The sequence below is a fragment of the Micromonospora sp. URMC 106 genome (assembly GCF_051386395.1).
Taxonomy (GTDB): domain Bacteria; phylum Actinomycetota; class Actinomycetes; order Mycobacteriales; family Micromonosporaceae; genus Micromonospora.
This window is the reverse complement of sequence record NZ_JBPQTP010000031.1, coordinates 1-25958: the sequence shown is the minus strand read 5'-3', so window position 1 is coordinate 25958 and position 25958 is coordinate 1. Positions and strand designations below refer to the sequence as shown.

Sequence of the window (25958 nt, the reverse complement as noted above, 5' to 3'; positions counted from 1 at the left end):
TCTCACACACGGCGGAATCCCGACTCGTCAGTTCTGACGCGTTACCCGCCCGAACCGTCCGACAAGGGGTCAAATCACTGCTGGTAGAGGCGCCGTTTGGCGATGTACTGCACCACACCGTCCGGCACGAGATACCAGACCGGCTCCCCGCGGGCGACCCGGGCCCGGCAGTCCGTGGACGAGATGGCCATCGCCGGCACCTGCACCAGGCTCACCGTGTCGGCGGGCAGGTGCGCGTCGGTCAACTCGAAGCCGGGCCGGGTCACCCCGATGAAGTGGGCCAGCTCGAAGATCTCGTCCAGGTCCTTCCAGGAGAGGATCCGCTCCAGCGCGTCGGCCCCGGTGATGAAGAAGAGCTGCACCTTCGGGCCGTACTCGGCGTGCAGGTCGCGCAGCGTGTCGACCGTGTAGGTGGGCCCACCCCGGTCGATGTCGACCCGACTGACCTGGAAGCGCGGGTTGGAGGCCGTGGCGATCACCGTCATCAGGTAGCGGTCCTCCGCCGGGCTGACCGGCTCGTCCGCCTTCTGCCACGGCTGACCGGTGGGGACGAAGACCACCTCGTCCAGCCCGAACCGGTCCGCCACCTCGCTGGCCGCGACGAGGTGCCCGTGGTGGATCGGATCGAAGGTGCCGCCCATGATGCCGATCCGCCGGATGTCTTCCTCCACCCCGCGATCCTAGGCCGGACGGAACCGGCGGCCGTCCGGGGCCGCCGGTCCGTCCCGTCCAGCGGGCGCCGTCACGCCGCCGCGGCGGCGACCGCCGTCCGGGCGACCAGCGCCCGACGCAGGTCGTCGTCGGCGTCGGTCACCACCCGGCGCAGGCCGGGCGTGATGTCGTCGCGGGCCAGCAGCGCCGCGGCCGCCTCCCGGGTGGGCTGGGCGACGGCGTAGCGGGGGAAGGCCAGGCTCGCGACCCGGTCCGCCACCCAGGGCGTACGCGCCCGCGCGGCGGCGGGCATGTCGGCGAAGTACCGCTCGACGTAGGCGGCCGTCAGCTCGGCCTGCTCGGGCTGCCAGAAGCCCTCGGCGGTCGCCTCGACGAGCCGGTTGGACAGCTCGGTGTTCGACACGACGATCTCCCACGCGGCCTGTTTGGCCGCCGGGTCGGGCAGCGCCGCCCGGCAGCGGGCGGCCCGCTCCGCGCCGGTGGCGCTGGGGTCGGCCGCCGCCTCGGCGGCGATCTCCGCCGCGCCGGCCGCGCCGAGCACCACCAGTCGGCGCAGCACCGACCAGCGCAGCTCGGCGTCGACCGCCAGCCCCGCCGGGACGTCCCGACCGGCGAGCCAGCCGGTCAGCAGGTCGGCGTCGGTGGTGGCGGCGATCCAGCCCCGGGCCGCGGCGAGCTGGAGGGACTCCCCGGCCGGGGCCCCGTCGAGCAGCCTCCGGCACGCGTCGGCGACCTGGGCCAGGGCGACCTCGCGGGTGGCCGGGTCGAGGTAGCGGTCGACCAGCGAGCGGCTGAGCGTGAGCACGTCCTCGGCGATGATCACCTCGGTCTCGACGGGGAGCGCGGCGGCGATCAGGGCGACCAGGCCGGCGACCGGCCGTTCCCCGTCGGTGGCGGCGTCGAGCGCCTCGCCCCAGAGCAGCGCCCGGGCCAGGGGGTCGGCCAGGCCGGGCAGCACCGCGGGCACGGCCTCCGCCGACGCGGGATCGAGCCGGATCTTGGCGAAGGTCAGGTCGCCGTCGTTGGGCAGCAGCAGCCGGGCCGCCGGCTCCCCGGCCAGCTCGGTGAGCACGGTCCGGCCGCCGTCCGCGTCCGGGTCCAGGTCGACCTCCGTGCGGGTGACCGTGCCGTCGGCGGTGTACCGGCCGACGCCGATCCGGTGCGGTCGCGAGACCGGGTGCGTCGCCGGGGCGGTCTGCACGATCGCCACCTCGGTGTAGCGCCCGTCGGCGTCGACGGCGACCTCGGCGCGCAGCGTGTTGACCTGCGCCGCGCGCAGCCAGCGCTCGGCCCAGCCGGACAGGTCGCGCCCGCTGGCGGCGCCGAGGCTGCCGAGCAGGTCGGCCAGGGTGGCGTTGCCGAACCGGTGCTTCGCGAAGTGCGCGTTGAGGCCGGCGAGGAAGGCGTCGTCACCGAGCCACGCGACCAGCTGCCGCAGCACGCTGGCCCCCTTGGCGTACGAGATGCCGTCGAAGTTGAGCAACCCCTGGGCCGCGTCGGTGACCTCCGCCGGCGCCACCGGGTGGGTGGAGGGACGCTGATCGGCGGCGTAGCCCCACGCCTTGCGCCGCAGGGCGAAGGTCGTCCAGGCCCGGTCGAAGCGGGTCGCCTCGGCGGTCACCCGGGTGCCCAGGTACTCCGCGAAGGACTCGTTCAGCCAGAGGTCGTCCCACCAGCGCATGGTGACCAGGTCGCCGAACCACATGTGCGCCATCTCGTGGGCGATGGTGGTGGCCCGCAGCTCGCGCTGGGTGTCGGTGACCGCCGAACGGAAGACGAAGTCGTCGCGGAAGGTGACGATGCCCGGATTCTCCATCGCGCCGGCGTTGAACTCCGGCACGAACGCCTGGTCGTACTTGCCGAAGGGGTAGCGCTCGGCGAAGAGCTGGTGGAACCGGTCGAGGCACTGCTTCGTGACGGTGAAGATCTCCTCGGCGTCGGCGTCCAGGTGGGACGCGAGCGAACGCCGGCAGTAGAGGCCGAGCGGGATGCCGTCGTGCTCGTCGCGCCGGACGTGCCAGGGCCCGGCGACCAGCGAGACGAAGTACGTCGCCAGCGGCGCCGTCGGCGCGAACTCCCAGCGCCCCGGCCGGGGGTGGTCGGCGAGCTGACCGTTGGCCGCGACGACCCACTGCTCCGGTGCGGTCACCGAGAGGGTGACGGGGGCCTTCAGGTCGGGCTGGTCGAACGCGGCGAAGATGCGCTGCACGTCGTCCAGGAAGGACATGGCATAGAGGTACGTCTCGCCGTCGGCGGGGTCGACGAAGCGGTGCATCCCCTCGCCGGTGTTCGAGTACGCCATCTCGGCGGCGACGGTGAGCGTGTTGGCCTCGGCCAGCCCGGTCAGCGGCAGGCGGTTGTCGGCCAGGGTGGCGGGGTCTACGTCCCGGTCGTTGAGGCGTACCGCGAGCAGTTTCGCCGGCTTGACCTCGGCGAAGGTCTCCGCGCCGGCGGTGGCCCGGAAGCGGATCGTGACGTGGGAGCGGAACCGCTCGCCGCCGCCGGTCAGGTCGAGGTCCACCTGGTAGGACTCGACGGTGATCGCCGCGCCACGCGCGGTCGCCTCTACACGGGTCAGGCTCGGCATCCGCTTATCCTGCCCGATGGGGATCGGCACGTGTCTCCCCATGACCCCGTGGCACTGGAGGACTGAACCATGGCTTCGCACCCCAAGGGCGACTTCGACCTCTCTCGGGCGGTCTGGCAGCGGGCCGAGGGCGACACCTCCGAGAGCGCCGTCGAGGTGGCCTTCGTCGACGACCTGATCGGCATGCGCAACTCGGCGGAGCCGGACGGCCCGGTGCTGGTCTTCACGCAGGCGGAGTGGGACGCCTTCGTCGCCGGCGCCCAGGACGGCGAGTTCGACCTGGACTGACGGCGAGCGGAACGGGTCGCCGGGCGAGCGGAACGGGTCGCCGGGAGAGCGGAACGGGTCGCCGGGCGAGCGGTCGGACGGAGCGAGCAGTTCCGGCGCGGTGGTCCGGCCTGGCGTGGCGGCGGTGGTGCGGGCCGGGCGCCCACCGTGCCCGGCCCGCGCCGCCGGCGGTCAGGTGGCGGTGCTGTGGGTGCGCGGCGCCTCGCGACGGGTGCGACGCACGGGTGCGGGGCCGGCCCGGCAGCGGCGCCGAGCCACTCGCGCTCGGACGAGTCGCGCGATAGTTGTCAGTCGATGCCCTCGGGCTGGTCGCCGTCGCCCCAACCCAGCCCGCCGGGGCCGGGGGCGTGGTGGAAGCCGGGATGGCCGGCCACGTCGACGCAGCGCTCGCCGTCCGGGCCGACCGCGCCGCAGAACAGCCGCTCGGCCCGCTGCCACGCCTCGGCCGGCGACAGCGCCGACGCGGCCAGGGCCAGCTCGGGTCGCAGCAGGCTCAACGCCTCGGCGTACCCGACGGCGAGTTCCCGGGCCGACTCCGTGTCGGGCGCGGTGAAGCCCAGATGCACGGTGAAGAACCGGCCTGGCCGGGCCGGACGACGGGGCGGCGCGATCAACGACGCGCCGGCGACCTCCGGTCCCGCGCCGAGCCCCTCCAACGCTCGTCGTCGCCGCCAGTACGGCGGCCTGTTGTCGCGCATGCGTCCTCCCCGTGGCGATGGTGGGTGGGCACGTCCTGCTCCTGACGCGCCCGTTCGCGGCCCGGCTGCCACCCGCCGGCACGCCGTGGGCGCCCCGATCGGACCGCTCCTCCGAGCCAACCAGCTTTCCGCGCCCCTGGGAGGGGCCAGCAGGCGTGCCGTCCGGCTGGCCCCTCCCCGCCCGGCGCACGCCGACCCGCGGCGGGATTCAGTCACGCCGACCTGGGTAGACGCAGAGGCGTCGACAAGCACCGGCCGGCCGACGACGGCCGCCACCCCTGTCAGGAGGCCCGATGGCGACCATCCCGACGGAGCGCAGCCCGGACAGCTCGCTGGCGTTCCTGCGCGACGGCTACCGCTTCGTCGGCCGGCGCTGCGACCGTCACGGCAGCGACATCTTCCAGGCCCGGCTGCTTTTGGAGCGCACCATCTGCCTGCGCGGCCGGCCGGCGGCGGAGCTCTTCTACGATCCCGAGCGCTTCGTCCGCGCGGGTGCCATGCCGAAGCGGGCGCAGCGCACCCTCACCGGGCAGGGCGGCGTGCAGGGCCTGGACGGCGCCGACCACGCCGGCCGCAAGGCCATGTTCATGTCGATCATGACGCCGGACGCGATCCGGCACCTCGGCCGCCTCTTCGACGACGAGTGGCGGGCCCGCGTCCCGGCCTGGGAGGCGGGCGGGCCGGTGGTGCTGTACGACGAGGTCGGCCGGATGCTGACCCGCGCGGTCTGCGCCTGGGCGGGCGTGCCGCTGGGGGAGGCCGAGGTCGACCGGCGCACCGCCGACCTGCACGCGATGATCGAGGGCCCGGCGGCGCTCGGCCCCCGGCACTGGCGTGGCCTGCTGGGCCGCCGCCGGGGCGAGCGCTGGATCGGCGGCGTCATCGACCGCGAGCGCGTCGGCACGCTCCCCGCGCCCGAGGGCAGCGCGCTGCGCGTCATCGCCGAGCACCGGGACGCCCGAGGGCGGCTGCTCCCCCGCCGGATCGCGGCGGTCGAACTGCTCAACATCCTGCGCCCCACCGTCGCCGTCGACCGCTTCGTCGTGTTCGCCGCGCTCGCCCTGCACGACCACCCGTCGTGGCGGCAGCGGGTCCGCGAGAGCGAGGAGACCGCCGAGAGCTTCGTGCAGGAGGTGCGCCGCTTCTACCCCTTCTTCCCGGTGGCCGCCGCCCGGGTCCGCCGCTCCTTCGACTGGCAGGGCTACCACTTCCCGCGCGGCCGGCGGGTGCTGCTCGACCTGTACGGCACCGACCACCACCCGGAGCTCTGGCCGGAGCCGGAGCGGTTCCGCCCGGAGCGCTTCACCGGCTGGCGGGGCGACCCGTTCGGCCTCGTCCCGCAGGGCGGCGGCCAGCACCTGACCGGCCACCGCTGCGCGGGCGAGTGGATCACCATCGAGCTGATGAAGCGGGCGGTGACCAACCTGACCACCGTCATGCGCTACGACGTGCCCCCGCAGGACCTGGCGCTGAGCCTGAGCCGGATGCCGGCGCTGCCGCCGAGCGGCTTCCTGATCACGAACGTCCGCCGTACCGCCTGAGCGACGCCGCACCGCCCGCGGGGGCCCGGCCGGCCCCCGCGGCGCGGGCGGGTCAGGCCGGGTGCAGGACGGAACGCAGGCAGCCGTCCTCCTTCTTCTCGAAAACCTCGTAGCCGCGCGCGCCCTGCTCCAACGACATCGGGTGGGTGGCCAGGTAGCCCGGGTCGATCTCGCCGGCCGCGAGCCGGTCCAGCAGCATCGGGATGTAGCGCTGGGCGTGCATCTGCCCCATCCGCAGCACCAGCGCCTTGTTCATCGCCGCGCCGAGCGGGAACTTGTCCACCAGCCCTGCGTAGACGCCGACGATGCTCACCGTGCCGCCCTTGCGGCAGGCCATGATCGCCTGCCGCACCGAGGTGGGCCGGTCGGTCTGCAACCGGGCGGTCTGCTTCGCCTTGTCGTACGCGTACACCGGGCCGACGTCGTGGGACTCCATGCCGACCGCCTCGATGCACGCGTCCGGCCCCCGGCCGGCGGTCATCTCGCGCAGCGCCTCCAGCACGTCGGTGTCCGCGTAGTTGACTGTCTCCACGCCGAGCCGGTCGGCGGCGGTGGCGAGCCGCTCGGGCAGCCGGTCGATGACGATCACCCGCCCGGCGCCAAGGATCTGCGCGGCCCGGGCGGCCATCTGGCCGACCCCGCCGGCGCCCCAGACCGCGACCACCTCGCCGCCGGTCAGCCCGCAGAAGTCGGCGGCCATCCAGCCGGTCGGCATCGCGTCGGAGGCGAACACCACCGAGTCGTCGGGCACCCCGTCGGGGACCGGGAACGCCCCGACGTCGCCGAAGGGCACCCGGACGTACTCCGCGTGGCTGCCGGAGTAGCCCCCGGCGGCGTGCGAGTAGCCGAGGATCCCGGCCGGCGAGTGCCCCCAGAGCTTCTCCGTGAAGACCGGCTGGGGGTTGGAGTTGTCGCAGAGCGAGTACTGCTCGGTGCGGCAGTACCAGCAGCCCCCGCAGGCCACCACCGAGCCGACCACCACGCGGTCGCCGACGCGCAGCCGCCGTACGCCGGGACCGGTCTCCACCACCTCGCCCATGAACTCGTGGCCGAGGACGTCGCCCTCCCGCACCGCCGGCAGGAACCCGTTGATCAGGTGCAGGTCGGAGCCGCAGACGCTGCTGGCCCGGACCTTGACGATGATGTCGCCCTCGGCGCGGATCCGCGGCTCGGGCACGTCGCGTACGGCCAGCTTGCCGACGCCTTCCCAGCAGAGCGCCCTCACGCCCGTCCTCCCGTCGTCAGCCTCTCGCGGACCTTGTCGGTCGCCTTCTCCTGAGCCGGGCCGCGCCCGGACGGGTCCCGCCGGGTGTCGATCACCTGCCCGCACTCGATGAGCGACTTCACCCGGCGCAGCACGTCCCGCAGCGCCTGGTCCGGGTCGTCGCCGCCGACCAGACCGAGCGCCCGGCGCACCGGCCCGGAGCGCCACCGCAGCTCGGCACGGATCTCCGTGCCCCGGTCCCGGGGCGCGGGCGTCAGCTCCACGGTGCCCTCCTGCTCCGGCCCGTCGGTCACCCGCCAGCGCAGCCGGCCGGGGCCGTCGACGGTGATGTCGGCGCGCCACTCGGCGTCACCGCCGTCCGGGTCGCGCGCCACGCAGCGCCACCGGTTGTCGTCGAGCTGCTCCAGGGTCGCCCACTCGGCCAGCGCCCGGTCCATCCGTTCCCGGTCGGTCCAGAAGCCGATCACCGCCTCGACCGGCCGGTCGACGGTCACCCCGCGCCGCACCACGTACCAGCCGTCGCGCCGCTCGGGCTGGTGCCGGCGCCGCCGACGGGCCACCGCCCGGCCGACGCCGACCGCGGTCACTGTGGTGGCGCCGAGCAGCGCCCACCTCGTTCCGTTGCTGGTCATCACGTCTCCTCCACCCGGGTGCCCGGAGCTGGACCGCCCGCATCCGTTGCGCTACCCGGGGCCGCCGGGCCGAAACGGCGAACCGGTTTGACCGTCCGATATCCGGGCACCTGCTGCGGGCAACCACCGTCACCAGGGAGACACCGTTGTCCTTCGACGCCAGCGAGTACGGCCGACACGTCGCGGAGGTCTACGACGAGGCGTACGCCCACCTCACGCCGGACGCCGCCGTCGAGCGGCTGGCCGCGCTGGCGGACGGCGGAGCGGTGTGCGAGTTCGGCATCGGCACCGGCCGGCTCGCGCTGCCGCTGGTCGCCCGGGGGCTGACCGTCGCCGGCATCGAGGGCTCCCCCGAGATGGTCGCCGGGCTGCGCGCGAAGCCGGGCGGCGACGCGGTCGAGGTGGCCGTCGGCGACTTCGCCGAGACCCGCGTGCCCGGCGAGTTCGCGCTGGTGGTGCTCGCGTTCAACACGATCTTCGCGCTGCCGGACCAGGCCGCCCAGGTCGCCTGCTTCCGCAACGCCGCCGCCCACCTGCGGCCCGGCGGCCGGTTCGTGGTCGAGGCCTGGGTGCCCGATCCCGGGGCCTTCCGGGCCGGCGGCGCGCTGCGCCCGGTGCGGGTGGCCGAGGACGCGGTGCTGCTGGAGGCGGCCCTGCTGCACCCCGCCGAGCAGCGGATGACCACGACGAAGGTCCGGCTCAGCAACGCCGGGGTGCAGTTGCTGCCGGCCAACCACCGCTACGCCTGGCCGGCCGAGCTGGACCTGATGGCCGAGCTGGCCGGAATGCGCCGCGAGCACCGGTGGGAGGACTGGACCGGGCGGCCGTTCACCGACGGCAGCCGCGACCACGTGTCGGTCTACCGCCGCCCGGAGCGGGCGTGAGCGCCCCCACCCGGCCGGCCGGCGACGCTCCCGGCCCCGACGGCCCCCACCGCGCCACCCCCGCACCGACCGCTGTCGGCTCCGACGACCACCGGCCCACCCCGGCACGGACCGCCGGCGACCACCACCCCACCCCGGCCCCGGCCGCCGACGACCGCCGGCTGCCCGTCGCGTACGTCCTGCCGCTGCGCTGGGCCGACGACGCCGGGCTGCCCGAGCTGACCGGCTACCTGCGCTGGCTGAGCACCCGGGTCGACGTGACCGTGGTGGACGGCTCGCCGCCGGAGCTGTTCGCCCGGCACCGGTCGGCCTGGCGCGGGCTGGTCCGGCACCTGCCGCCGGATCCCGCCCTGCGCGGCGTCAACGGGAAGGTGACCGGCGTGCTCACCGGCGTCGGCGCGGCCCGGCACGAACACGTGGTGATCGCCGACGACGACGTCCGGTACGACGAGGCGGGGCTGCGCGCCGTACACCGGCTGCTCGACCGGGTGGACCTGGTCCGGCCGCAGAACTACTTCGACCCGCTGCCCTGGCACGCGTGGTGGGACACCGGGCGGATCCTGCTCAACCGGGCGCTCGGCGCCGACTACCCCGGCACCCTGGCGGTGCGGCGGAGCACCTTCCTCGCCATGGGCGGCTACGACCCGGACGTGCTCTTCGAGAACCTGGAGCTGATCCGCACCGTGCGCGCGTACGGGGGCACCGAGGCGGCGCCCGCCTGGCTGCACGTACGCCGGCTGCCGCCCGACACCGGCCACTTCCTGGGCCAGCGGGTCCGCCAGGCGTACGACGACCTGGCCCAGCCGGCCCGCCTGGTGGCCTCACTCGCGGTCCTGCCGGCGCTGGCCGCGGCGGTCGCGGCCCGGCGGCCGGGGCTGTTGCTCGGCGCGGCCGCGACCACCGTGGCGCTGGCCGAGGCGGGCCGGCGCCGGGCCGGCGGCACCGTGGTTTTCCCGCCGGCCACCTCCCTGGCCGCCCCGCTGTGGGTGCTGGAACGCGGCGTGTGCAGCTGGCTCGCCGTCGGTCGGCGGCTCCTCTTCGGCGGGGTCCGCTACGCCGGCGGCCGGGTTCGCCGCGCCGCCCACTTCGAGCGCACCCTCCGCCGCCACCACCTCCGCTGACGCACCCCCGCCAACCCATCCGCCCCCACGCCCGCGCCCGCGCTCTTGCATCTCCTGCCCCGGCACAACGGGCACCGCCACGCAAGACATGGGCCGAGAGTGCAAGAGCGCGGGAGGCGGGACAGCGTCCGGGACGCACGCGACAGCTCGCGGCCCTTCCCGGAGAGGCTCCGGGAGTGGCCGCGAGCTGCGGCGTACGGTGACCGGACCGGTCAGTACCGCACCTGTTCGCGCGACTGCTGCGCCTGGTCCTTCACGTCCTGCGCGGCGGAGCGGGTGTCGTCCTTGACGGCGTGCACGGCGTCCTGCGCGGTGGACTTCACCGACTCGGTGGCGTGCTGCGCCGGCTCGCGCAGTTCCTCCTTCAGCTCGCTGGCGACCTCGCCCAGCTTCTCCTTCACCACCCCGGCGTGCTCGCCGGCCTTCTCCTTGACCTGCGTCGCCACCTGCTGCTCGCGGCGGGTCGCCGGGATCAGCGAGGAGGCGAGCCAGCCGACGCCGAACGCGATCAGGCCGGCGGCCAGCGGGTTGCCCTCGGACTTCTGCCGGATCACGTGCGGGGCCCGGTGCGCGGCGTCGCTGACCGTCGAGGCGGCCGACTGCGCCTTGTCACCGACCGCCGAGGCGGCCGAGTGCGCCTTGTCGCTGACGGCGGACGCCGCCGACGAGGCGTGGTCGCCCACCGAGTGGGCGCCGTGCTTGGTGCTGTGACCCAGGTCGGAAGCGGTTCCCATCACCTTGTCCCTCACATTCTGCAGTGCGTTGCGGGCCCGCTGCTTGCGGTCGTCGACGATGCGGGCGGGGCTGACCTTGTACGCCAGCGCGTCCACGTCGGAGCTCAGGTTGCTCCGGGTGGCTTCGATCTCCCGGCGGATCTGGTCCGGATCGGTGCTCATCGGGTGACCTCCTGCGGGTGGGGCTTGAGCGCGTCGGGAATCCGCTGCACGCTGTCGTTGGTCTGCTTGAGGCCGCGAATCCGCTCGGCGTTCTTCTTGGCCATGGAGTAGAGGACCGCGGCGATCGCGCCCCAGATGACGGCCACGATCAGGGCCGCCCAGCCGGCGTCCATCACGTTGGACAGCCCGGCCCAGAGGGCCAGCGACAGGAACAGGGCCACCATGTAGCCGCCGAAGCCGGCGCCGCCGAAGAAGCCGGCGGCCTTGCCCGCCTTCTTGCCCTCCTGGCGGATCTCGGCCTTGGCGAGCTCGACCTCCTGCCGCATCAGGGTGGACAGGTCGGTGGTGACCTGACGCATCAGCTCACCGATCGAGCTGCTCCTGACCTCGTCCGCGTCGTGGGGGTGGTAACCGGAGTCCAGCCCCGACCCCTGCGTCGGCATGCTCATGCCGCCGCCTCCCTTCGGATGACTCGTAGGCTCACGGACGGGTGGTCCCGCTCGACGGCACGCCCGGCAGCGGATCGGTCTGGGTCACCGGCGGCAGCGGCTGACCGACGCCACCGGCCGGGTCGGCGTAGCTGGTGGTGGTCTGCGGGTCGGCGTACGCGCCCGGCGTCGGGTCGAGGTAGCCGCCCGGCGGCACGGCGTCCGGCACCGCGCGCGGGGCCGGCGTGGTCGGGATGACCGCGGTGCGGTCCGGGTCGTAGCCCGCGCCCGAGCCGTACGCCGAGTAGCCGTCGCCGCCCTGGCCGTCGCCGGCGGCGGAGATGTTCTTGGTCAGCCGGCCGGCGAGCACGCCCAGCACGGCGGCGCCGACCAGGAAGGTGCCCGGGTTGCGGCGGGCGTAGTCCCGGACCTCGGCGATGAGGTCGCCGGGCTCCCGCTGCTCCAGCCAACCGGCCACGCCGTGCACCCGGTCGGCGGCCTGGCGGGCGATCTCGCTCACCGGGCCGGCCTGACCGCCCTGCTCGGCCATCGAGCGCATCTCGTCGGCCAGCGAGCGGAGCCCGCCGGCGGCGCGCCGCTGCTGCTCACCTGCCTGGCTGGCGACCTGGGTCCGGGCCTCGCCGAAGAGGTTGCGCGCCTGGAGCTTCGCCTCGCCGACGACCTCCCTGCCCTGCTGCTTGGCCGTCTCGGCCACGGCGCCGCCGACCTGCTTGGCCTCGGTGCCGACCTGACGGGCCTGGTCGCGGACGCCGCCGCCGTTGGTCGACTCCTGCCCGTACGTGGAAGTCGTGGGTGACAGATCGTAAGTCATGATTTCCCTTCCGCTCGGAAAGTCGTCGCGGTTGTGCTGGGGGGATGCGCTGGCCGTTGCTGCCGTCGCCTCCCTTGACCTACCCTCCGTCGCCGTTTCCATACCTCCTTCGTGACTTCTCCTGCGCCCCGTGGCCGGAGCGCTACAAAATGGAGGATCGTCGGGCCGGGTGTCGACGCCGTCGCGGACAGTGACGGACGGTTCCCCCGCGGCCGGCGCCGCGGGCAGGGCGTTCCGCGGGTCCACGGAGGTGACATCGATGGCACGGAACGCACGCGGCGGCCGGGCGGGGCCGAAGCCGCGGGTGCAGCTCGCCGCCGTGGCCGCGGCTGGGGTCTTCGCCCTGGTCGGCGTGCTCGGGTTCATCCCCGGCGTCACCACCGGCTACGGCGACATGACGTTCGCCGGTCACCACTCGGAGGCGCGGCTGCTCGGCCTGTTCCAGGTGTCGATCCTGCACAACGCGCTGCACCTGGGCTTCGGGCTGGCCGGCCTGGTGCTGGCCCGCAGCGTCGCCGGGGCCCGGATCTTCCTCGCCGGCGGTGGCGCGCTCTACCTCGGCCTGTGGCTGTACGGCTTCGCGATCGACCGGGAGAGCGCGGCGAACTTCATCCCGGTCAACGACGCCGACAACTGGCTGCACCTCTTCCTCGGCTTCGGCATGCTCGCGTTCGGGCTGCTGCTGTCGAACCGGGTGGGCACGGGCACCGGGCTGGACGACCCCTTCGACCGCCCCTGACCCTCGCCGGCCTGCGGGTCCGCCCGGCCCACCGGCTGTGACCCTCGCCCGGCCCGCCGGCTGCGACCCTCGCCCGGCCCGCCGGCTGCGACCCCGCCCGGCCTACCGGCTGCGGCGTTTGCCCGGCCCACCGTTCGGGCACCGGAGGATCAAGGGCCGTCGACGAGGAGGGCAGCATGCCGAAGTGGCTGCGCGACAACGCGCTCACCATCGCGATGTTCGGCGCGTTCCTTGTCTTCCTGGTGTTGCAGAGCGTCTTTGGTTGGCACGCCCACAACGAGGAGTTGACCGGGTTCGGGGCCGCGCCGACGAGTTGGCCGGCGTACCTGCGCAGCGGTCACTTCATCGAGTCGGTCTTCGAGAACTGGGAGTCGGAGTTCCTCCAGATGGGCGGCTACGTGCTGCTCACCGCGTACCTCGTGCAGCGCGGGTCGGCGGAGTCGAAGCCGGTGGAGCAGACCGACCGGCCCGAGGACGACGAGCGGCAAGCGACCCCCGACTCGCCCTGGCCGGTGCGCGTCGGCGGGCTGCCCCTGATCGTCTACCGGAACAGCCTCTCCATCGCGCTGCTGCTGATCTTCGCCGGCTCGTTCGTCGGTCACCTGCTCGGCGGGACAGCCGAGTACAACGAGCAGCAGGCGCTGCAGAGCGGGGCGCCACCGATCGGCGTCTGGGAGTTCCTCGGCACCAGCGAGTTCTGGTTCCAGTCCATGCAGAACTGGCAGAGCGAGTTCCTCGCCGTCGGCACGCTGATCGTGCTGAGCATCTTCCTGCGCCAGCACGCCTCGCCCGAGTCGAAGCCGGTCACGATGGCGCACGCGCACACCGGCGACTGACCCTGCGGCCCGGCCGGCCGCCGGGGCCGCCGGCGTCAGGCCGGGACGGAGAGCCGCTTGGCGAAGCAGACGCTGTACGGGTTGTCGACGTACTCGCCGTAGACCGGGATCGGCTCGTAGCCGCAGGAGGTGTAGAGCCCGATCGCGGCCGGCAGGTACGTCCCGGTCTCCAGGCAGACCCTGCGGTGCCCGTGCTGGTAGGCCAGCTCCTCGAGGGCGGTGAGCAGTTGCCGGGCGATGCCGCGCCCCCGGTACGCCGGTCGCACGTACATCCGCTTGATCTCGCCGCTGCCGTCGGCCAGGGCCTGCAGACCGCCGCAGGCGACCGCCCGCCCGTCGACCACCACCGCCAGGTACCGGATGTCGTCGTGGGTGACCGTCGCCTGACCGTCCAGTCCCCCGTCGGCCTCGCGCAGCTCGCGCTGCTGGGCGATCACCAGGGTGGCGATCTCGGGGTCGGTGGCGGGACGCGTCTCGATCAGCATCCCGCCACGTTAGGCCGGTCGCGTTTCCCGAAGGTTTCCGGAAACCGTCGCGGTCACGGAGCGCAACGAGCTATTCGGCGTCGTCGGGAACGTCGTCGGAGACGTCGGCGTCCGTGCCCTCGATCTCGTCCTCCGGCCGGCGCCGGCGGGCCTTGCGGGCCGCCAGCCGCTCCGCCGCCGAGGCGCGGGTCGACTTCTCCTCCAGCCGGACGTCGGTGCCCCGGTTGCCCGGGACGAAGTCGGCGCCGGCGTAGAGGGTCGGCTGCCAGTCGAACTCGCGGTCGCCGATCCGGACCAGGTCGCCCGGCTCCGCGCCGGCCTTGCCGAGCTTCTCCTCGACGCCCAGGCGGGCCAGCCGGTCGGCCAGGTAGCCCACCGCCTCGTCGTTGTCGAAGTTCGTCTGCCGTACCCACCGCTCGGGGCGGACGCCCCGCACGACCCAGGCGCCGTCCGGCGCGGCCTCGATCGTGAAGCCGGCGTCGTCGACCGCCGTCGGCCGGATCACGATCCGGGTCGGCTCGGCCGGCGGCGCGGCGCTGCGCGCCTGCTCCACCAGCTCGGCCATGGCGTACGTCAGCTCCTTCAGCCCCTCCCGGGTGGCCGCGGAGACCTCGAACACCCGGAAGCCGCGCTCCTCCAGGTCGGGGCGGACGATCTCGGCCAGGTCCCGGCCGTCCGGCACGTCGACCTTGTTCAGCGCCACCAGGCGGGGCCGGTCGGCCAGGCCGCCGTACTCGGTCAGCTCGGCCTCGATGGTGTCGATGTCGGCGACCGGGTCCCGGCCGGGCTCCAGGGTCGCGGTGTCGATGACGTGCACCAGCACCGAGCAGCGCTCGATGTGCCGCAGGAACTCCAGGCCGAGGCCCTTGCCGGTGGCCGCCCCAGGGATCAGGCCCGGCACGTCGGCGACCGTGAAGGTGTGGTTGTCCACCCGGACCACGCCCAGGTTGGGCACCAGGGTGGTGAACGGGTAGTCGGCGATCTTGGGCTTGGCGGCGGAGATCACCGAGATCAGCGACGACTTGCCGGCCGACGGGAAGCCCACCAGGCCGACGTCGGCGACGCTCTTGAGCTCCAGCACCACGTCGAGCTGTTCGCCGGGCTCGCCCAGCTCGGCGAAGCCGGGGGCCTTGCGCCGGGCGTTGGCCAGGGACGCGTTGCCCCGGCCGCCGCGCCCGCCCCGGGCCACCTCGAAGGTCGTGCCGGCGCCGACCATGTCGGCCAGCACGGTGCCGTCGAGGGCCTGCACGACCGTGCCGTTCGGCACCTTCAGCACGAGGTTGCGCCCGTTCGCGCCGTCCCGGTTCGATCCGGCGCCGCCCTTGCCGTTCTCGGCCTTGACGTGCGGGCGGAAGTGGAAGTCGAGCAGCGTCGTGACCTGCGGGTCGACCTCCAGGGACACGCTGCCGCCGTGCCCGCCGTTGCCGCCGTCGGGGCCGCCGAACGGCTTGAACTTCTCCCGGTGGATCGAGACACAACCGTGCCCACCATCGCCGGCCTGCAGGTGCAGGACGACCCGGTCAACGAACGTCGCCACGGGCGTCAATCCTTCCAGCGAGGTCGACGCCCCGCACGAGAAAAGCGAAGCGGGCCGGGACACGAGGTCCGCGGCCCGCTGCGCCGGAGGAACTACTGCTGCGGCACGATGCTGACGGTCTTGCGACCGCGCTTGGTGCCGAACTGGACCGCACCGGCGGCCAGCGCGAAGAGCGTGTCGTCTCCGCCGCGGCCGACCAGGTCACCGGGGTGGAACTTGGTGCCACGCTGACGGATGAGGATCTCACCCGCGCTGACGACCTGACCACCGAAGCGCTTCACGCCGAGCCGCTGAGCCGCGGAGTCACGACCGTTGCGCGAGCTGGACGCACCCTTTTTGTGAGCCATCTGAGGACGACCTACTTCCCGCTGGAGATGCCGGTCACCTTGACCTGGGTCAGCGGCTGGCGGTGACCCTGGCGCTTGTGGTAGCCGGTCTTGTTCTTGAACTTGTGGATCCGGATCTTCGGGCCCTTGGTGTGCGCGGCGATCTCGCCGGACACCGCGACCGTGGCAAGCTTCGCCGCGTCGGTCACCAGGTCGTCACCGTCGACGAGGAGCACCGCGGTGAGCTGCACCGCGTCGCCGGGGGCACCGGCGAGCTTCTCGACCTCGATCACGTCGCCCTCGGCGACCTTGTACTGCTTGCCGCCGGTCTTGACGATCGCGTACATCGGAGGCGGACTCCCTGTCGTTGAGGCTGCTGGCGGGTGTTCCCACGGCGGCTCGCCGGGTAGCAGAGGCACGGCGGCGTGGGCACGCGGGAACTCGGCACACCAAAGTGCGCCGCAGGCAAGCGTACGCCATGGGAGGCCCGACACCCAAACCGGCCCCGCAGGTCAGCGGGCGCAGAGCTGGTCGAGACGCTGCCGGAGCCGGTCCAGCTCGGTCTCGTCGATCGCGTCGACGTCGGTACCCAGCGCGCCGACCTCGGCCGCCATGTCCGCGAGGAGTGTCTTGAGCTGGGCGTCCTCGGCCCGGGACGACTCCCGGCGCAGCGCGGCCCGCCAGTCGGTCAACGCCGTCAGGATCCGCTTGCGGGCGGCCTCGGCGGCGCTGCCGTCGTTCGCCCCGACCGCCGCGACCATCCTGCCGAGTTCCTCGACGTACGTCCGGACGGCGGTGTCCCCGGCCGCCTGTGCTGCGGCACACACCTCGGGGGCGTTGCCGCCCGCCGCCCCGCTGCCGGCCCCCGGCCGGGCACCCGCCGCCGCGCCGGTGGGCCCGCTCGACGCGGTGCCCGTGGCGGCCGGCGCCGGCCGCTCGGCCGCGCACCCGGCGCCGGTGAACAGGACAGCGGTGACCGTGGTGACGGCGAGCAGACGGCGCATCGTTCCTCTCCTGACCGGGGTGGCCGATCGTGGCCGGGGATCGACCATACGACAGGGCCCCCTCCTCGGGACATTGCCGGGAAGGGGGCCCTGTCAAACGCCGGGCTGGTCAGCCGGTCACGGCCGGGTGCGCCGCCGCGGGCCGCTGCGCCGCGAGCGGCGCCGGCCGGAGCCGCCGTCCGGCTCGTCGCCGTCGGTGTCGGCGAGCGCGTCCGGGTCGTCCGGGGCGGCCAGCCGGGCGGACTCGCCCGTCTGGCTGTCGGCGACCTCGGCCGCGGCGGCGGTGTCCGCCTCGTAGCGGGACAGGTCGTAGCCCATGGTGTCGTGGTAGTCGGCGTCCGGGGTGGCCTCGGTGTCGACCTCGGCGACCTCGGCCACCGTCCGCTCGACCGGCGCGCTCTTGCGGGCCCGCCGCCGGGACGACCCGCCGCCCTGGTCCGCCGCCGGGGTGGTGACGGCCGAGGCGACCGCCTTGACCTTCTCCGCCGCACCGCCGCTGGAGCGCGGCTTCTCCGGCACCGGCTCGGTGTGGATGATCAGGCCCCGGCCCTTGCAGCACTCGCAGGTCTCGCTGAACGCCTCCAGCAGGCCCGCGCCGATCCGCTTGCGCGTCATCTGCACCAGGCCGAGCGAGGTGATCTCGGTGACCTGGTGCTTGGTGCGGTCGCGCCCCAGGCACTCGGTCAGCCGGCGCAGCACCAGCTCACGGTTCGACTCCAGCACCATGTCGATGAAGTCGATCACCACGATGCCGCCGATGTCGCGCAGCCGGAGCTGGCGGACGATCTCCTCGGCGGCCTCCAGGTTGTTCCGGGTGACCGTCTCCTCCAGGTTGCCGCCCGCGCCGGTGTACTTGCCGGTGTTGACGTCGACCACGGTCATCGCCTCGGTGCGGTCGATCACCAGGTGGCCGCCGGAGGGGAGGAAGACCTTCCGGTCCAGGCCCTTGAGGATCTGCTCGTCGATCCGGTACGTGGCGAACACGTCGGTGGTGCCGACGTGCCGGCGCAGGCGGGCGACCAGGTCCGGCGAGACGTGCGACAGGTACGACTCGACCATGCCGTACGACTCGTCGCCCTCGATCACCAGCTCGCGGAAGTCCTCGTTGAACAGGTCCCGCACGACCCGGATGACCAGGTCCGGCTCCTCGTAGAGCAGCACCGGGGCGCCGCCCTCGGCCGCCTTGGCCTGGATGTCCTCCCACTGCGCCTGCAGCCGCTTGACGTCGCGGGCCAGCTCGTCCTCGCTGGCGCCCTCGGCGGCGGTCCGGACGATCACACCCGCGCCGTCCGGCACCAGCTTCTTCAGCACGTCGCGCAGCCGCTTGCGCTCGGTGTCGGGCAGCTTGCGGCTGATGCCCGAGGCGTTGCCGTGGGGCACGTAGACCAGGTGCCGGCCGGAGAGCGCGATGTGGCTGGTCAGCCGGGCGCCCTTGTGGCCGATCGGGTCCTTGGTGACCTGCACGAGCACCGAGTCGCCGGACTTGAGCGCCTGCTCGATCGAGCGGGCCCGGCCCTCCAGGCCGGTCATGTCCCAGTTGACCTCGCCGGCGTACAGGACGGCGTTGCGGCCGCGCCCGATGTCGACGAAGGCCGCCTCCATGCTGGGCAGGACGTTCTGCACCTTGCCGAGGTAGACGTTGCCGGCCATCGTGCCGGAGGAGTTGCGGGTGACGTAGTGCTCGACCAGCACCCCGTCCTCGAGGACGGCGATCTGGGTCCGGTCGCCGCGCTGGCGCACCGCCATCACCCGGTCGACGGCCTCCCGGCGGGCCAGGAACTCCGACTCGCTGAGGATCGGCGGCCGGGTCCGGCGCTGCTCGCGGCCGTCGCGGCGGCGCTGGCGCTTGGCCTCCAGCCGGGTCGAGCCGGAGACGCCCTGCACCTCGTCGACGGTCTTGCGCGGCTCGCGGATCTTGACGACGGTCGGCACGCCGTCGTCGGCCCCAACCTCGACGTCGCCGGCACCCCGGCGACGACGCCGCCGGCGCCGGCGGGTCAGCGCGTCGCCGCCCTCGGCCTCCTCGTCCTCCTCGCCTTCGGCCTCCTCCGCCTCGGCCTGCGCGGCCTCCTCGGACTCCTCGTCCTCGGCGTCGTCGGCACCGCCCTTGCCCCGGCCGCGGCCCCGGCGGCCGCGGCGGCGCCGGCGGCGGGCGGCGGCGCTGTCGTCCTCGTCCTCGTCCTCTTCCTCGGCGGCCTCCTCGGCCTCCTCGGTCGGCTCCTCCTCGGCCTCGACGGCCTCGGTCACCTCGACGTCGCGGCGGCCGCGCCGGCGACGGCGCGCCGGCTCGGCCGGCTCCTCGGCGGCGGGCTCCTCGGCGACGGGCTCCGCCACGGCCGGCGCGGGCGTGGCGACCCGGGCCAGCGGGATGTCCTCCGGCTGCGGGGCCATGAAGAGCACGGTCGGCGCGGAGAGCGCGGCCCGCCGGCGGCGGGTGCGCGGCTCCGGCTCGACGACCGGTTCCGGCTCGACGGCCGGCTCCTCCTCGGCGACCGGCTCCTCCTCGGCGGGCGGGGTGACCGCGACGCCCGGCGGGACCTCGCCCGAGCGGGCCTCCGCGCCGCTGACCGCGACGGGCCCGGCGGCGGCCCCGAACCCGGTGCCCGCCTCCGGCACGGCGGTCGTCGGCTGCGGCTCGGTCGCGGGCTGCGGCGTGGTGGCGGCGGGAGTCTCGTCGGCCCCGGCGGCCGGCTCGGTGGGCGGGCCGGCGGCGTCGGCCGGGGCCTGCGCGGCCGGCTCGGCCGCCGCGGGGGCGGCCTTCTTCCGGCGGGTACGGGTCGCCTTGACCGGCGGCGCGGCCTCGACGGGGGCCTCCCCCGCCGGCACCGACGCCTCCTCGGCGGCCGGCGCCGCGGGCTCCTCGGCGGCCTTGGCGGTGGTGGCCTTGCGGCGGCGGCGCGTCGCCTTCGGGGCGACGTCGAGGTCGCCGGAGACCGGGGCGAGGACCTCGGCCTGGGGCGCCTCGGCGCTGCCCGGCACGGGCCCGGTCGACGCCTCGACCGGCACCTCGGTCTGCTCCGGCTGGTTCAGCGGCGCGGTCCGCCGCCGGGTGGTACGCCGCCGGGCGGGCGCGACCGGGGCCTGTCCCGCCTCGGTCGCTCCGGCGTCGGCCGTGCCGGCGGAGGTCTCCGCCCCGGTGCCGCTCTCCGCGCCGGTGGTGTTCCGGGTGGTGCTGTTGTCAGCGGTCTGTTCGGCCGGCTGTGAACCGGTCCGTTCGCCGCCCTCGGGCTCGTTCTCGAGCATGGACGTTCTCCAGTTCTGGCTGCCCCGGGCGCGGGTGAGCGCTGCCACGCAGGGTCGCCGCAAAAGTGTTTCCGCCGGGCGCGCAGGGTGCGCGACCGCCGAAGTCTGCCTGCCTGAACGCCGACCGTCGGTCAGCGTTCACCGATGGTTGCCCCGTCGCGGTCCGCGTCCAACGGATCCGCGATCGCACCCTGCGCGGTCAGCGTGCCCTGTGCCAGCCGGATCACCCTCGGGGAGACCGGCGGCTCCAGGGCGGCCACCACGCGGAGGCCGGAAAGGACGTCATCGGGCCGCACGGAGGGGGTGACCTGCCGCACGACCAGTTCGAGTATCGCACACGGTACGGCCGGGGCCCCGGAAGGCGTCTCCGTCGGCGCGACGACATCGATGCGGAGCACTGCGGCGCGGGCGTCGAAGGTGCGCCGCCCCTGCTTGGTCATCCGCTCGACCAGCACCTCGTCCGCGGCGGTGAAGGCGGAAACCGCCCGCTCCAGGACGGCGGGGTCGACCTCGGGCAGCTCGATCCGCCAGTGCGAGGCCTCGATCCGATCGGCAAGACTCCCGCCGCCGGCCACGACGGCGTCGAGCACGTCGAGCCCCGGCGAGAGCGCGGCGTCCAGCGCGGCGCGCAGCTCCCGCGGGTCGACCGGCTCGCGGAGGCCGATCTCCAGGTATTCCGCCTCGCTCGCCACCCCGGTGGGCGCCGCGCTGGCGTACGAGATCTTGGGGTGCGGGGTGAAGCCCTGGGAGAAGGCGATCGGCACGCCGGCCCGGCGCAGCGCCCGCTCGAACGCCCGCGCGAAGTCCCGGTGCGAGGTGAAGCGCAACGGGCCACGCTTGGCGTACCGGATCCGGACGCGCTGGACGACCGGTGCCTGGCCGCCCTCTGGCTGTGGTTTCCTACTGATCGTCGTGCTCCTCGTTCGGTCAGTGCTCGTTGATCATGAAGTCATTGTCGACGACCCGCGACGGCGGTGACAACAAACTCATGATCAACGGAGTGGGCCCGGGGCGGGCCGTCAGGCCGGGGCGGGTTACTGCTGCGCGCCCGTGGGAAGCTTCAGGCTGTTGATCGGGGTGAGCGGGAGGAGCTTCTTCCCGGTCGGGCCGATCTGGATCTCGGTGTCCATCGACGGGCAGACGCCGCAGTCGAAGCACGGGGTCCACCGGCAGTCGTCCTGCTCGTACTCCGAGAGCGAGTCCTGCCAGTCCTGCCAGAGCCAGTCCTTGTCCAGACCCGAGTCCAGGTGGTCCCAGGGCAGGACCTCCAACTCGTCGCGCTCGCGGGTGGTGTACCAGTCGAGGTCGACCCCGAAGGCGGGCAGTACCTCGGCCGCCGCGTCCACCCAGCGCTGGTAGGAGAAGTGCTCGCTCCACCCGTCGAACCGGCCGCCGTTCTCCCAGACCTTGCGGATCACCGCGCCGACCCGGCGGTCGCCCCGGCTGAGCAGGCCCTCGATCAGGGAGGGCTCGCCGTCGTGGTAGCGGAAGCCGATCGCCCGGCCGAGCGAGCGGTCGGAGTTGATCGCCTGCTTGAGCATCTTCAGCCGGCCGTCGATGACCTCCGGCCGCTCCATCGCCGCCCACTGGAACGGGGTGTGCGGCTTCGGCACGAACCCGCCGATGGAAACCGTGCAGCGGATGTCCTTGCTGCCGGTGGCCGCCCGCCCCGCCCTGATCACCTCGTGCGCCATGTCCGCGATCTCGAGGACGTCCTCGTCGGTCTCGGTGGGCAGGCCGCACATGAAGTACAGCTTCACCTGCCGCCACCCGTTGGTGTACGCGGTGACGACGGTGCGGATCAGGTCTTCCTTCGACACCATCTTGTTGATGACCTTGCGGATCCGCTCCGAGCCGCCCTCCGGGGCGAAGGTCAGACCGGTGCGCCGCCCGTTGCGGGACAGCTCCTGCGCGAGGTCGATGTTGAAGGCGTCGACCCGCGTCGACGGCAGCGACAGCGACACGTTGGTGCCCTCGTACTGCTGGGCGAGGCCCGAACACATGTCGCCGATCTCGGAGTGGTCGGCCGACGACAGCGACAGCAGGCCCACCTCGTGGAAGCCGGAGAACTCCAGGCCCTGCTGCACCATCTGCCCCACCGTGGTGATGGAGCGCTCGCGGACCGGCCGGGTGATCATGCCCGCCTGACAGAAGCGGCAACCCCGGGTGCAGCCCCGGAAGATCTCCACCGCGTACCGCTCGTGCACCGTCTCGGCGAGCGGGACCAGGGGCTTCTTCGGGTACGGCCAGGCGTCCAGGTCCATGGTCGTGCGCTTGTGCACCCGGAACGGCACGTCCGCCCGGTTCGGCACGACCCGCTGGATCCGGCCGTCGGGCAGGTAGTCCACGTCGTAGAAGCGCGGCACGTAGACGCTCTCGGTGCGGGCCAGCCGCAGCAGCAGCTCGTCGCGCCCGCCCGGGGAGCCCTCCGCCTTCCACTCCCGGACGATCGCGGTGATCTCCAGGACCGCCTCCTCGCCGTCGCCGAGCACGGCGGCGTCGACGAAGTCGGCGATGGGCTCCGGGTTGAACGCCGCGTGGCCACCGGCCACGATCACCGGGTCGGCGTCGGTGCGGTCGGTGGCGAGCAGCGGGATGCCGGCCAGGTCGATCGCGGTGAGCAGGTTGGTGTAGCCCAGCTCCGTGGAGAAGGAGACGCCGAACACGTCGAAGCTGCGCACCGAGCGGTGCGCGTCGACCGTGAACTGCGGCACGCCGTGGGCGCGCATCAGCTTCTCCAGGTCCGGCCAGACCGCGTAGGTCCGCTCGGCGAGCACGTCGGGCAGCTCGTTGAGCACCTCGTAGAGGATCTGCACGCCCTGGTTGGGCAGGCCGACCTCGTAGGCGTCGGGATACATCAGCGCCCAACGCACGGCCGCCGAGTCCCAGTCCTTGACCACCGCACCCAGCTCGCCACCGACGTACTGGATGGGCTTGGTCACCTGGGGCAGCAGCGGCTCCAGCCGGGGCCAGACGGAATTGGCCGCGACGGGGCGCGGCGTGGTGGACGGGACGCTCATGAAGCCCAAGGGTACGCGCCCCGTCGGCGGGGACCGCGCGGACGCCGCCGCGCCGCCCGGCCGCTCGTCGTCGCTCCCCGACCCGACGCCCGCCCGACCCTCGCCCGCGGGGCGGCAGCGGGCGGTGGGCGGGATCGCCCCGCTGGCACGGCGGTACTAACCTCGGACCGGCGCGAGAGGAGATTGCCGCGATGCCGCAGCCGCAGCCGGGCCCGGACCGGCCGGCCGACGGGAGCACCCCGGGCCCGGACCAGGGCCGGGATCCGGCCCTCACCGAGGAGCCCACGTCCTCCCCCGCAACGTCCGCCCCCACCGGCGGCACCGGCCCGGAGGGCACCCGTGAGCTGCCCGCCGACGATCCCGGCGCGAGCGCGACCGACCGCGCGGAGGGCGCCGCCGACACCGCCACACCGGACGCCGCCACCGCCGCCACCACGCCGGAGACCTCCGCCGCTCCGCCCGACGCTGTCGCCGCCCCGGGGAGCGCCACCGCCCCGCAGGGCGCCGCTGCCGGCCCGCACGACGCCGTCCCCGCGGCCGGACGAGAGGACGCCGGCCCGGGGCAGGCGTCCACCGGCCCGGGTGGGGCGGCCGCCGCCGGGGCCGGGCAGGAGGACGCCGCCGCCGGGGCCGGGCAGGAGACGGCCGACGGCACCGGGCCGGGGGACACTCCTCCGGCGCCCGCCGACGGGCGTGCGACAGACCGCCCGGCGGTCGGGCCGCAGGGCACGCGCGTGCTCCCCGGCGACGGACCGGCGGCGGAGTCGCCGGCGGTCGGACCGCAGGGCACCCGCCCACTCGCCGCCGACCGACCCGCCGAGGCTCGCCCGGCGGTCGGGCCGCAGGGCACCCGGATGTTCCCCGCCGACGAGCGGCCGGCCGAGCCGCCCGCGCCCCGGTGGAGCGGCTCCGCGCCGGTTCCTCCCCCGCGGCCGCGCAAGCGGGCCTGGGGCGAGTCGGCCGAGCCCACGCCGGTGCCGCCGCTCCCGGTGGAGCCGCCCGAGCACCGCACCCCGGTGGACCCGTGGGCCGGCGCGGACACCGGCGGGTGGGAGCTGCCGTCGGCCGAACTGCCGCCGCTGCCGCCGACGCTGCCCTATCCGGCCGCGCCGCCGGCCCGGCCGCACCCCGCGCCGCCCGTCCACTCCCCCGCGCCGCCCGCGCCGCGTCCGACCCCGCCGCGGCACGACGCGCCGCCGGTCGCCTACCCGGTCTCGCCGCCGCCGGTCGCGCGCCCCGCCGCGCCGGTCTCCCGGGCGGCCGTCCCGGTGCAGCCGGCGGCGCCCCCGCCTCCACCGCCCGCGCCGCCACGGCAGCGGCGGGCGAAGACCCCGCCGGCTGCGCCGCCGCCCGGCTTCCAGGCCCCCAAGGGGTACGTCCCGGTCGCCGTCCGCAAGCGTCGCCGCTGGCCGTGGGTGCTGCTGCTCACGCTGGCCTGCTGCTGCGGCTGCCCGGCCTACTACGGGGTGCCGATGGCGTCGCAGTACCCGGCCAGCGCCACCCTTCCCGCAGAGGTGGCGGACCTGCGGCTGCGCGACGACAACAACAGCAAGGAGACCGCCAAGCGCCTGGAGGCGGAGGTACGCAAGGCGCACTGGCTGGCCGAGGACACCTTCGCGGGCGTCTACAGCACGTCCGCGGGCAAGCGGGTGACGGTCTTCGGCGGCACCGGCTTCCGCCTCACCCCCGAGTCGGACGCGCAGGACGAGATCACCCGGCTGGCCGGGCAGTACTCCCTCGGCGAGGCGCAGGTGGTCGACACCGGCGTACGCGGCCGGCACGAGCGCTGCGCGGTGGGCCGCGCCGACGGCGACGACGTGGTCGTCTGCACCTCCGTCGACCACGGCAGCATCACCACCGCGGTCTTCACCCGGCTCTCCGTCGACGACAGCGCCGCCCTGCTCGGCACCCTGCGGGAGCAGATCGTCACCGCCGAGCAGGGCTGAGCCGGAGCCTTCCCCGGGCGGCCGGCGTACGGGGTCCGTGCCTGCCGCGGCGTCGGCTCGCCGGCCCGCGCGATCGCCGGGCCGGCGACGCGGACGAGGACGTCGACCGGGGAGCGGCGCGACGCCGCCCCGGGACAGCTCAGACGGCGCCGGGCTCGCCGGCGACCGGCGGGTGCGCGCGCGGCGGGGCGTAGCGGGGGACGTACTCCTGGCCGGTCAGCTTCTGGATCTCGGCCATGATCTCGTCGGTCATCGCCCGCAGGGAGGTGCGGTCGTCCGGCCGGCCGGTGAAGTCCAGCGGCTTGCCGAACCGTACGGTGATCTTGGCGCGGCCGGGGCGGGGCACCCGGGTCCCGATGGGCTGGGCCTTGTCGGTGCCGAGCATGCCGACGGGGATGATCGGCACGCCGGCCGCCACCGCCAGCCGGGCCGCGCCGGTGCGCCCCCGGTAGAGCCGGCCGTCCGGCGACCGGGTCCCCTCCGGATAGACGGCGACCAGGTCGCCGGCCTTGAGCACCGGGATGGCGGCGTCGAACGCGGACAGTGCCGCCCGGCCGCCGGCCCGTTCCACCGGGATGGCGCCCAGGCCGGTGAGCACGAACCTGGAGAAGGCGCCCTTCGGGCCGGTGCCCTTGAAGTACTCCGACTTCGCCCAGAACGCCAGGTGCCGGGGCACGACGGTGCCGAGGAACAGCTCGTCGGCGACGGAGAGGTGATTGCCCGCGAAGATCGCGCCACCGGTCTCCGGGATGTACTCCAACCCCTCCACGGTCGGACGGAAGGCCAACCGGAGCGCGGGCGCCACGGTGAGCTTGCCGATGGTGTAGAGCAGGGGCACTGGTCCTCCGGCGGATCGTGTGCGGGCGGGCGGTGTCACGGTAGCGGACGGGTCCACGGGGTGCCGCACGGGTGGCGGGCCGACCGGCTGGTGAACGGGCCTGTCGGGCCCGGGCGGGTCCGGTCGTGGGGGGGGGGGGGGGGGGGGGGGGGGGGGGGGGGGGGGGGGGGGGGGGGGGGG

Annotated in this window: 24 protein-coding genes; 7 read left to right on the top strand and 17 right to left on the bottom strand. The window is 74.5% G+C overall.

The features are described from left to right. Positions 1-74: 74 nt before the first annotated feature. Both nadD and pepN read right to left on the bottom strand, forming a co-directional pair. Positions 75-671: a nicotinate-nucleotide adenylyltransferase gene (gene nadD / locus ACSNOB_RS12800; RefSeq protein ID WP_393112206.1), complete on the bottom strand. Its 597-nt coding sequence runs from the start codon at positions 669-671 to the stop codon at positions 75-77. Between the two features lie 71 nt (positions 672-742). Then, positions 743-3259: an aminopeptidase N gene (gene pepN, locus ACSNOB_RS12795; protein WP_436686857.1), complete on the bottom strand. Its 2517-nt coding sequence runs from the start codon at positions 3257-3259 to the stop codon at positions 743-745. 69 nt (positions 3260-3328) lie between these two features. Here pepN and ACSNOB_RS12790 point away from each other — a divergent pair, with 69 nt between their 5' ends. Further along, positions 3329-3547 (top strand): DUF397 domain-containing protein, encoded by a 219-nt coding sequence (locus ACSNOB_RS12790; protein WP_088992395.1) that lies wholly within the window; start codon positions 3329-3331, stop codon positions 3545-3547. Positions 3548-3834: 287 nt separating this feature from the next. On the opposite strand, the gene ACSNOB_RS12785 is transcribed toward ACSNOB_RS12790, so the two are convergent. After that, positions 3835-4245: a hypothetical protein gene (locus ACSNOB_RS12785; RefSeq protein ID WP_436686856.1), complete on the bottom strand. Its 411-nt coding sequence runs from the start codon at positions 4243-4245 to the stop codon at positions 3835-3837. Between the two features lie 293 nt (positions 4246-4538). On the opposite strand from ACSNOB_RS12785, the gene ACSNOB_RS12780 reads away from it, so the two are divergent. Continuing rightward, positions 4539-5786: a cytochrome P450 gene (locus ACSNOB_RS12780; RefSeq protein WP_436686855.1), complete on the top strand. Its 1248-nt coding sequence runs from the start codon at positions 4539-4541 to the stop codon at positions 5784-5786. A 52-nt stretch (positions 5787-5838) separates the two neighbouring features. Here ACSNOB_RS12780 and ACSNOB_RS12775 read toward each other — a convergent pair whose 3' ends face one another. Continuing rightward, positions 5839-7011, bottom strand: coding sequence for a zinc-dependent alcohol dehydrogenase (locus ACSNOB_RS12775; protein WP_436686854.1), 1173 nt, complete (start codon positions 7009-7011; stop codon positions 5839-5841). Next, a complete protein-coding gene (locus tag ACSNOB_RS12770) occupies positions 7008-7643 on the bottom strand; it encodes an SRPBCC family protein (protein ID WP_436686853.1) in 636 nt (211 codons plus the stop codon). Before ACSNOB_RS12770 ends, ACSNOB_RS12775 begins: the two co-directional genes overlap by 4 nt. Before the next feature lie 146 nt (positions 7644-7789). Here ACSNOB_RS12770 and ACSNOB_RS12765 point away from each other — a divergent pair, with 146 nt between their 5' ends. Both ACSNOB_RS12765 and ACSNOB_RS12760 read left to right on the top strand, forming a co-directional pair. Then, positions 7790-8527 (top strand): class I SAM-dependent DNA methyltransferase, encoded by a 738-nt coding sequence (locus ACSNOB_RS12765; RefSeq protein WP_393112194.1) that lies wholly within the window; start codon positions 7790-7792, stop codon positions 8525-8527. Next, positions 8524-9648: a glycosyltransferase gene (locus tag ACSNOB_RS12760; protein WP_436686852.1), complete on the top strand. Its 1125-nt coding sequence runs from the start codon at positions 8524-8526 to the stop codon at positions 9646-9648. Before ACSNOB_RS12765 ends, ACSNOB_RS12760 begins: the two co-directional genes overlap by 4 nt. Positions 9649-9860: 212 nt before the next feature. On the opposite strand, the gene ACSNOB_RS12755 is transcribed toward ACSNOB_RS12760, so the two are convergent. Genes ACSNOB_RS12755 through ACSNOB_RS12745 form a run of 3 tightly spaced genes read right to left on the bottom strand, consistent with a single transcriptional unit; the run spans position 9861 to position 11804 of the window. After that, positions 9861-10544, bottom strand: a complete 684-nt coding sequence (locus ACSNOB_RS12755) for a DUF3618 domain-containing protein (protein ID WP_436686851.1) — start codon at positions 10542-10544, stop codon at positions 9861-9863. Next, a complete protein-coding gene (locus ACSNOB_RS12750) occupies positions 10541-10993 on the bottom strand; it encodes a phage holin family protein (protein WP_393112188.1) in 453 nt (150 codons plus the stop codon). The genes ACSNOB_RS12755 and ACSNOB_RS12750 overlap by 4 nt, the downstream gene beginning before the upstream one ends. A gap of 31 nt (positions 10994-11024) precedes the next feature. Then, on the bottom strand, positions 11025-11804 hold the full coding sequence (locus ACSNOB_RS12745; RefSeq protein ID WP_436686850.1) for a hypothetical protein: 780 nt from the start codon (positions 11802-11804) through the stop codon (positions 11025-11027). A 259-nt stretch (positions 11805-12063) separates the two neighbouring features. On the opposite strand from ACSNOB_RS12745, the gene ACSNOB_RS12740 reads away from it, so the two are divergent. Together ACSNOB_RS12740 and ACSNOB_RS12735 are read left to right on the top strand one after the other, a co-directional pair. Then, positions 12064-12543 carry a DUF4383 domain-containing protein gene (locus ACSNOB_RS12740; RefSeq protein ID WP_436686849.1) on the top strand — a complete coding sequence of 160 codons (480 nt, stop codon included), beginning with the start codon at positions 12064-12066 and terminating at the stop codon, positions 12541-12543. 176 nt (positions 12544-12719) lie between these two features. Continuing rightward, on the top strand, positions 12720-13379 hold the full coding sequence (locus ACSNOB_RS12735; RefSeq protein ID WP_436686848.1) for a DUF6766 family protein: 660 nt from the start codon (positions 12720-12722) through the stop codon (positions 13377-13379). 35 nt (positions 13380-13414) lie between these two features. Here ACSNOB_RS12735 and ACSNOB_RS12730 read toward each other — a convergent pair whose 3' ends face one another. The 8 genes from ACSNOB_RS12730 to ACSNOB_RS12695 all read right to left on the bottom strand — a co-directional run bounded on the left by ACSNOB_RS12730 (position 13415) and on the right by ACSNOB_RS12695 (position 22994). Further along, positions 13415-13864, bottom strand: coding sequence for a GNAT family N-acetyltransferase (locus ACSNOB_RS12730; RefSeq protein WP_393112180.1), 450 nt, complete (start codon positions 13862-13864; stop codon positions 13415-13417). A 70-nt stretch (positions 13865-13934) separates the two neighbouring features. Then, positions 13935-15401: a GTPase ObgE gene (gene obgE / locus ACSNOB_RS12725; protein ID WP_393112178.1), complete on the bottom strand. Its 1467-nt coding sequence runs from the start codon at positions 15399-15401 to the stop codon at positions 13935-13937. A 92-nt stretch (positions 15402-15493) separates the two neighbouring features. After that, positions 15494-15748 carry a 50S ribosomal protein L27 gene (gene rpmA / locus ACSNOB_RS12720; RefSeq protein WP_088975624.1) on the bottom strand — a complete coding sequence of 85 codons (255 nt, stop codon included), beginning with the start codon at positions 15746-15748 and terminating at the stop codon, positions 15494-15496. 11 nt (positions 15749-15759) lie between these two features. Beyond that, positions 15760-16074, bottom strand: a complete 315-nt coding sequence (gene rplU, locus ACSNOB_RS12715) for a 50S ribosomal protein L21 (protein WP_393112176.1) — start codon at positions 16072-16074, stop codon at positions 15760-15762. 165 nt (positions 16075-16239) lie between these two features. After that, positions 16240-16731 carry a hypothetical protein gene (locus tag ACSNOB_RS12710; RefSeq protein WP_436686847.1) on the bottom strand — a complete coding sequence of 164 codons (492 nt, stop codon included), beginning with the start codon at positions 16729-16731 and terminating at the stop codon, positions 16240-16242. A 117-nt stretch (positions 16732-16848) separates the two neighbouring features. Beyond that, the gene (locus tag ACSNOB_RS12705; RefSeq protein WP_436686846.1) at positions 16849-19974 is read right to left on the bottom strand and encodes an Rne/Rng family ribonuclease; all 3126 of its coding nucleotides are present in this window, start codon (positions 19972-19974) and stop codon (positions 16849-16851) included. 131 nt (positions 19975-20105) lie between these two features. Beyond that, positions 20106-20825, bottom strand: a complete 720-nt coding sequence (locus ACSNOB_RS12700) for a TIGR03936 family radical SAM-associated protein (RefSeq protein WP_436686875.1) — start codon at positions 20823-20825, stop codon at positions 20106-20108. A 183-nt stretch (positions 20826-21008) separates the two neighbouring features. Beyond that, the gene (locus tag ACSNOB_RS12695) at positions 21009-22994 is read right to left on the bottom strand and encodes a TIGR03960 family B12-binding radical SAM protein (protein WP_436686845.1); all 1986 of its coding nucleotides are present in this window, start codon (positions 22992-22994) and stop codon (positions 21009-21011) included. An 854-nt stretch (positions 22995-23848) separates the two neighbouring features. Here ACSNOB_RS12695 and ACSNOB_RS12690 point away from each other — a divergent pair. After that, positions 23849-24940 (top strand): hypothetical protein, encoded by a 1092-nt coding sequence (locus ACSNOB_RS12690; protein WP_436686874.1) that lies wholly within the window; start codon positions 23849-23851, stop codon positions 24938-24940. A 139-nt stretch (positions 24941-25079) separates the two neighbouring features. Here ACSNOB_RS12690 and ACSNOB_RS12685 read toward each other — a convergent pair whose 3' ends face one another. Continuing rightward, the gene (locus ACSNOB_RS12685; protein WP_436686844.1) at positions 25080-25778 is read right to left on the bottom strand and encodes a lysophospholipid acyltransferase family protein; all 699 of its coding nucleotides are present in this window, start codon (positions 25776-25778) and stop codon (positions 25080-25082) included. Between the last annotated feature and the right edge of the window lie 180 nt (positions 25779-25958).

What these genes read in the sequence shown, in the direction of transcription:
- pepN (WP_436686857.1), bottom strand. Translation starts at nt 3,259, where the DNA reads ATGCCGAGCCTGACCCGTGTAGAGGCGACCGCGCGTGGCGCGGCGATC.
- ACSNOB_RS12790 (WP_088992395.1), top strand. Translation starts at nt 3,329, where the DNA reads ATGGCTTCGCACCCCAAGGGCGACTTCGACCTCTCTCGGGCGGTCTGG.
- ACSNOB_RS12785 (WP_436686856.1), bottom strand. Translation starts at nt 4,245, where the DNA reads ATGCGCGACAACAGGCCGCCGTACTGGCGGCGACGACGAGCGTTGGAG.
- ACSNOB_RS12780 (WP_436686855.1), top strand. Translation starts at nt 4,539, where the DNA reads ATGGCGACCATCCCGACGGAGCGCAGCCCGGACAGCTCGCTGGCGTTC.
- ACSNOB_RS12770 (WP_436686853.1), bottom strand. Translation starts at nt 7,643, where the DNA reads ATGACCAGCAACGGAACGAGGTGGGCGCTGCTCGGCGCCACCACAGTG.
- ACSNOB_RS12755 (WP_436686851.1), bottom strand. Translation starts at nt 10,544, where the DNA reads ATGAGCACCGATCCGGACCAGATCCGCCGGGAGATCGAAGCCACCCGG.
- ACSNOB_RS12750 (WP_393112188.1), bottom strand. Translation starts at nt 10,993, where the DNA reads ATGAGCATGCCGACGCAGGGGTCGGGGCTGGACTCCGGTTACCACCCC.
- ACSNOB_RS12745 (WP_436686850.1), bottom strand. Translation starts at nt 11,804, where the DNA reads ATGACTTACGATCTGTCACCCACGACTTCCACGTACGGGCAGGAGTCG.
- ACSNOB_RS12740 (WP_436686849.1), top strand. Translation starts at nt 12,064, where the DNA reads ATGGCACGGAACGCACGCGGCGGCCGGGCGGGGCCGAAGCCGCGGGTG.
- ACSNOB_RS12735 (WP_436686848.1), top strand. Translation starts at nt 12,720, where the DNA reads ATGCCGAAGTGGCTGCGCGACAACGCGCTCACCATCGCGATGTTCGGC.
- ACSNOB_RS12730 (WP_393112180.1), bottom strand. Translation starts at nt 13,864, where the DNA reads ATGCTGATCGAGACGCGTCCCGCCACCGACCCCGAGATCGCCACCCTG.
- rpmA (WP_088975624.1), bottom strand. Translation starts at nt 15,748, where the DNA reads ATGGCTCACAAAAAGGGTGCGTCCAGCTCGCGCAACGGTCGTGACTCC.
- rplU (WP_393112176.1), bottom strand. Translation starts at nt 16,074, where the DNA reads ATGTACGCGATCGTCAAGACCGGCGGCAAGCAGTACAAGGTCGCCGAG.
- ACSNOB_RS12710 (WP_436686847.1), bottom strand. Translation starts at nt 16,731, where the DNA reads ATGCGCCGTCTGCTCGCCGTCACCACGGTCACCGCTGTCCTGTTCACC.
- ACSNOB_RS12705 (WP_436686846.1), bottom strand. Translation starts at nt 19,974, where the DNA reads ATGCTCGAGAACGAGCCCGAGGGCGGCGAACGGACCGGTTCACAGCCG.
- ACSNOB_RS12695 (WP_436686845.1), bottom strand. Translation starts at nt 22,994, where the DNA reads ATGAGCGTCCCGTCCACCACGCCGCGCCCCGTCGCGGCCAATTCCGTC.
- ACSNOB_RS12690 (WP_436686874.1), top strand. Translation starts at nt 23,849, where the DNA reads ATGTTCCCCGCCGACGAGCGGCCGGCCGAGCCGCCCGCGCCCCGGTGG.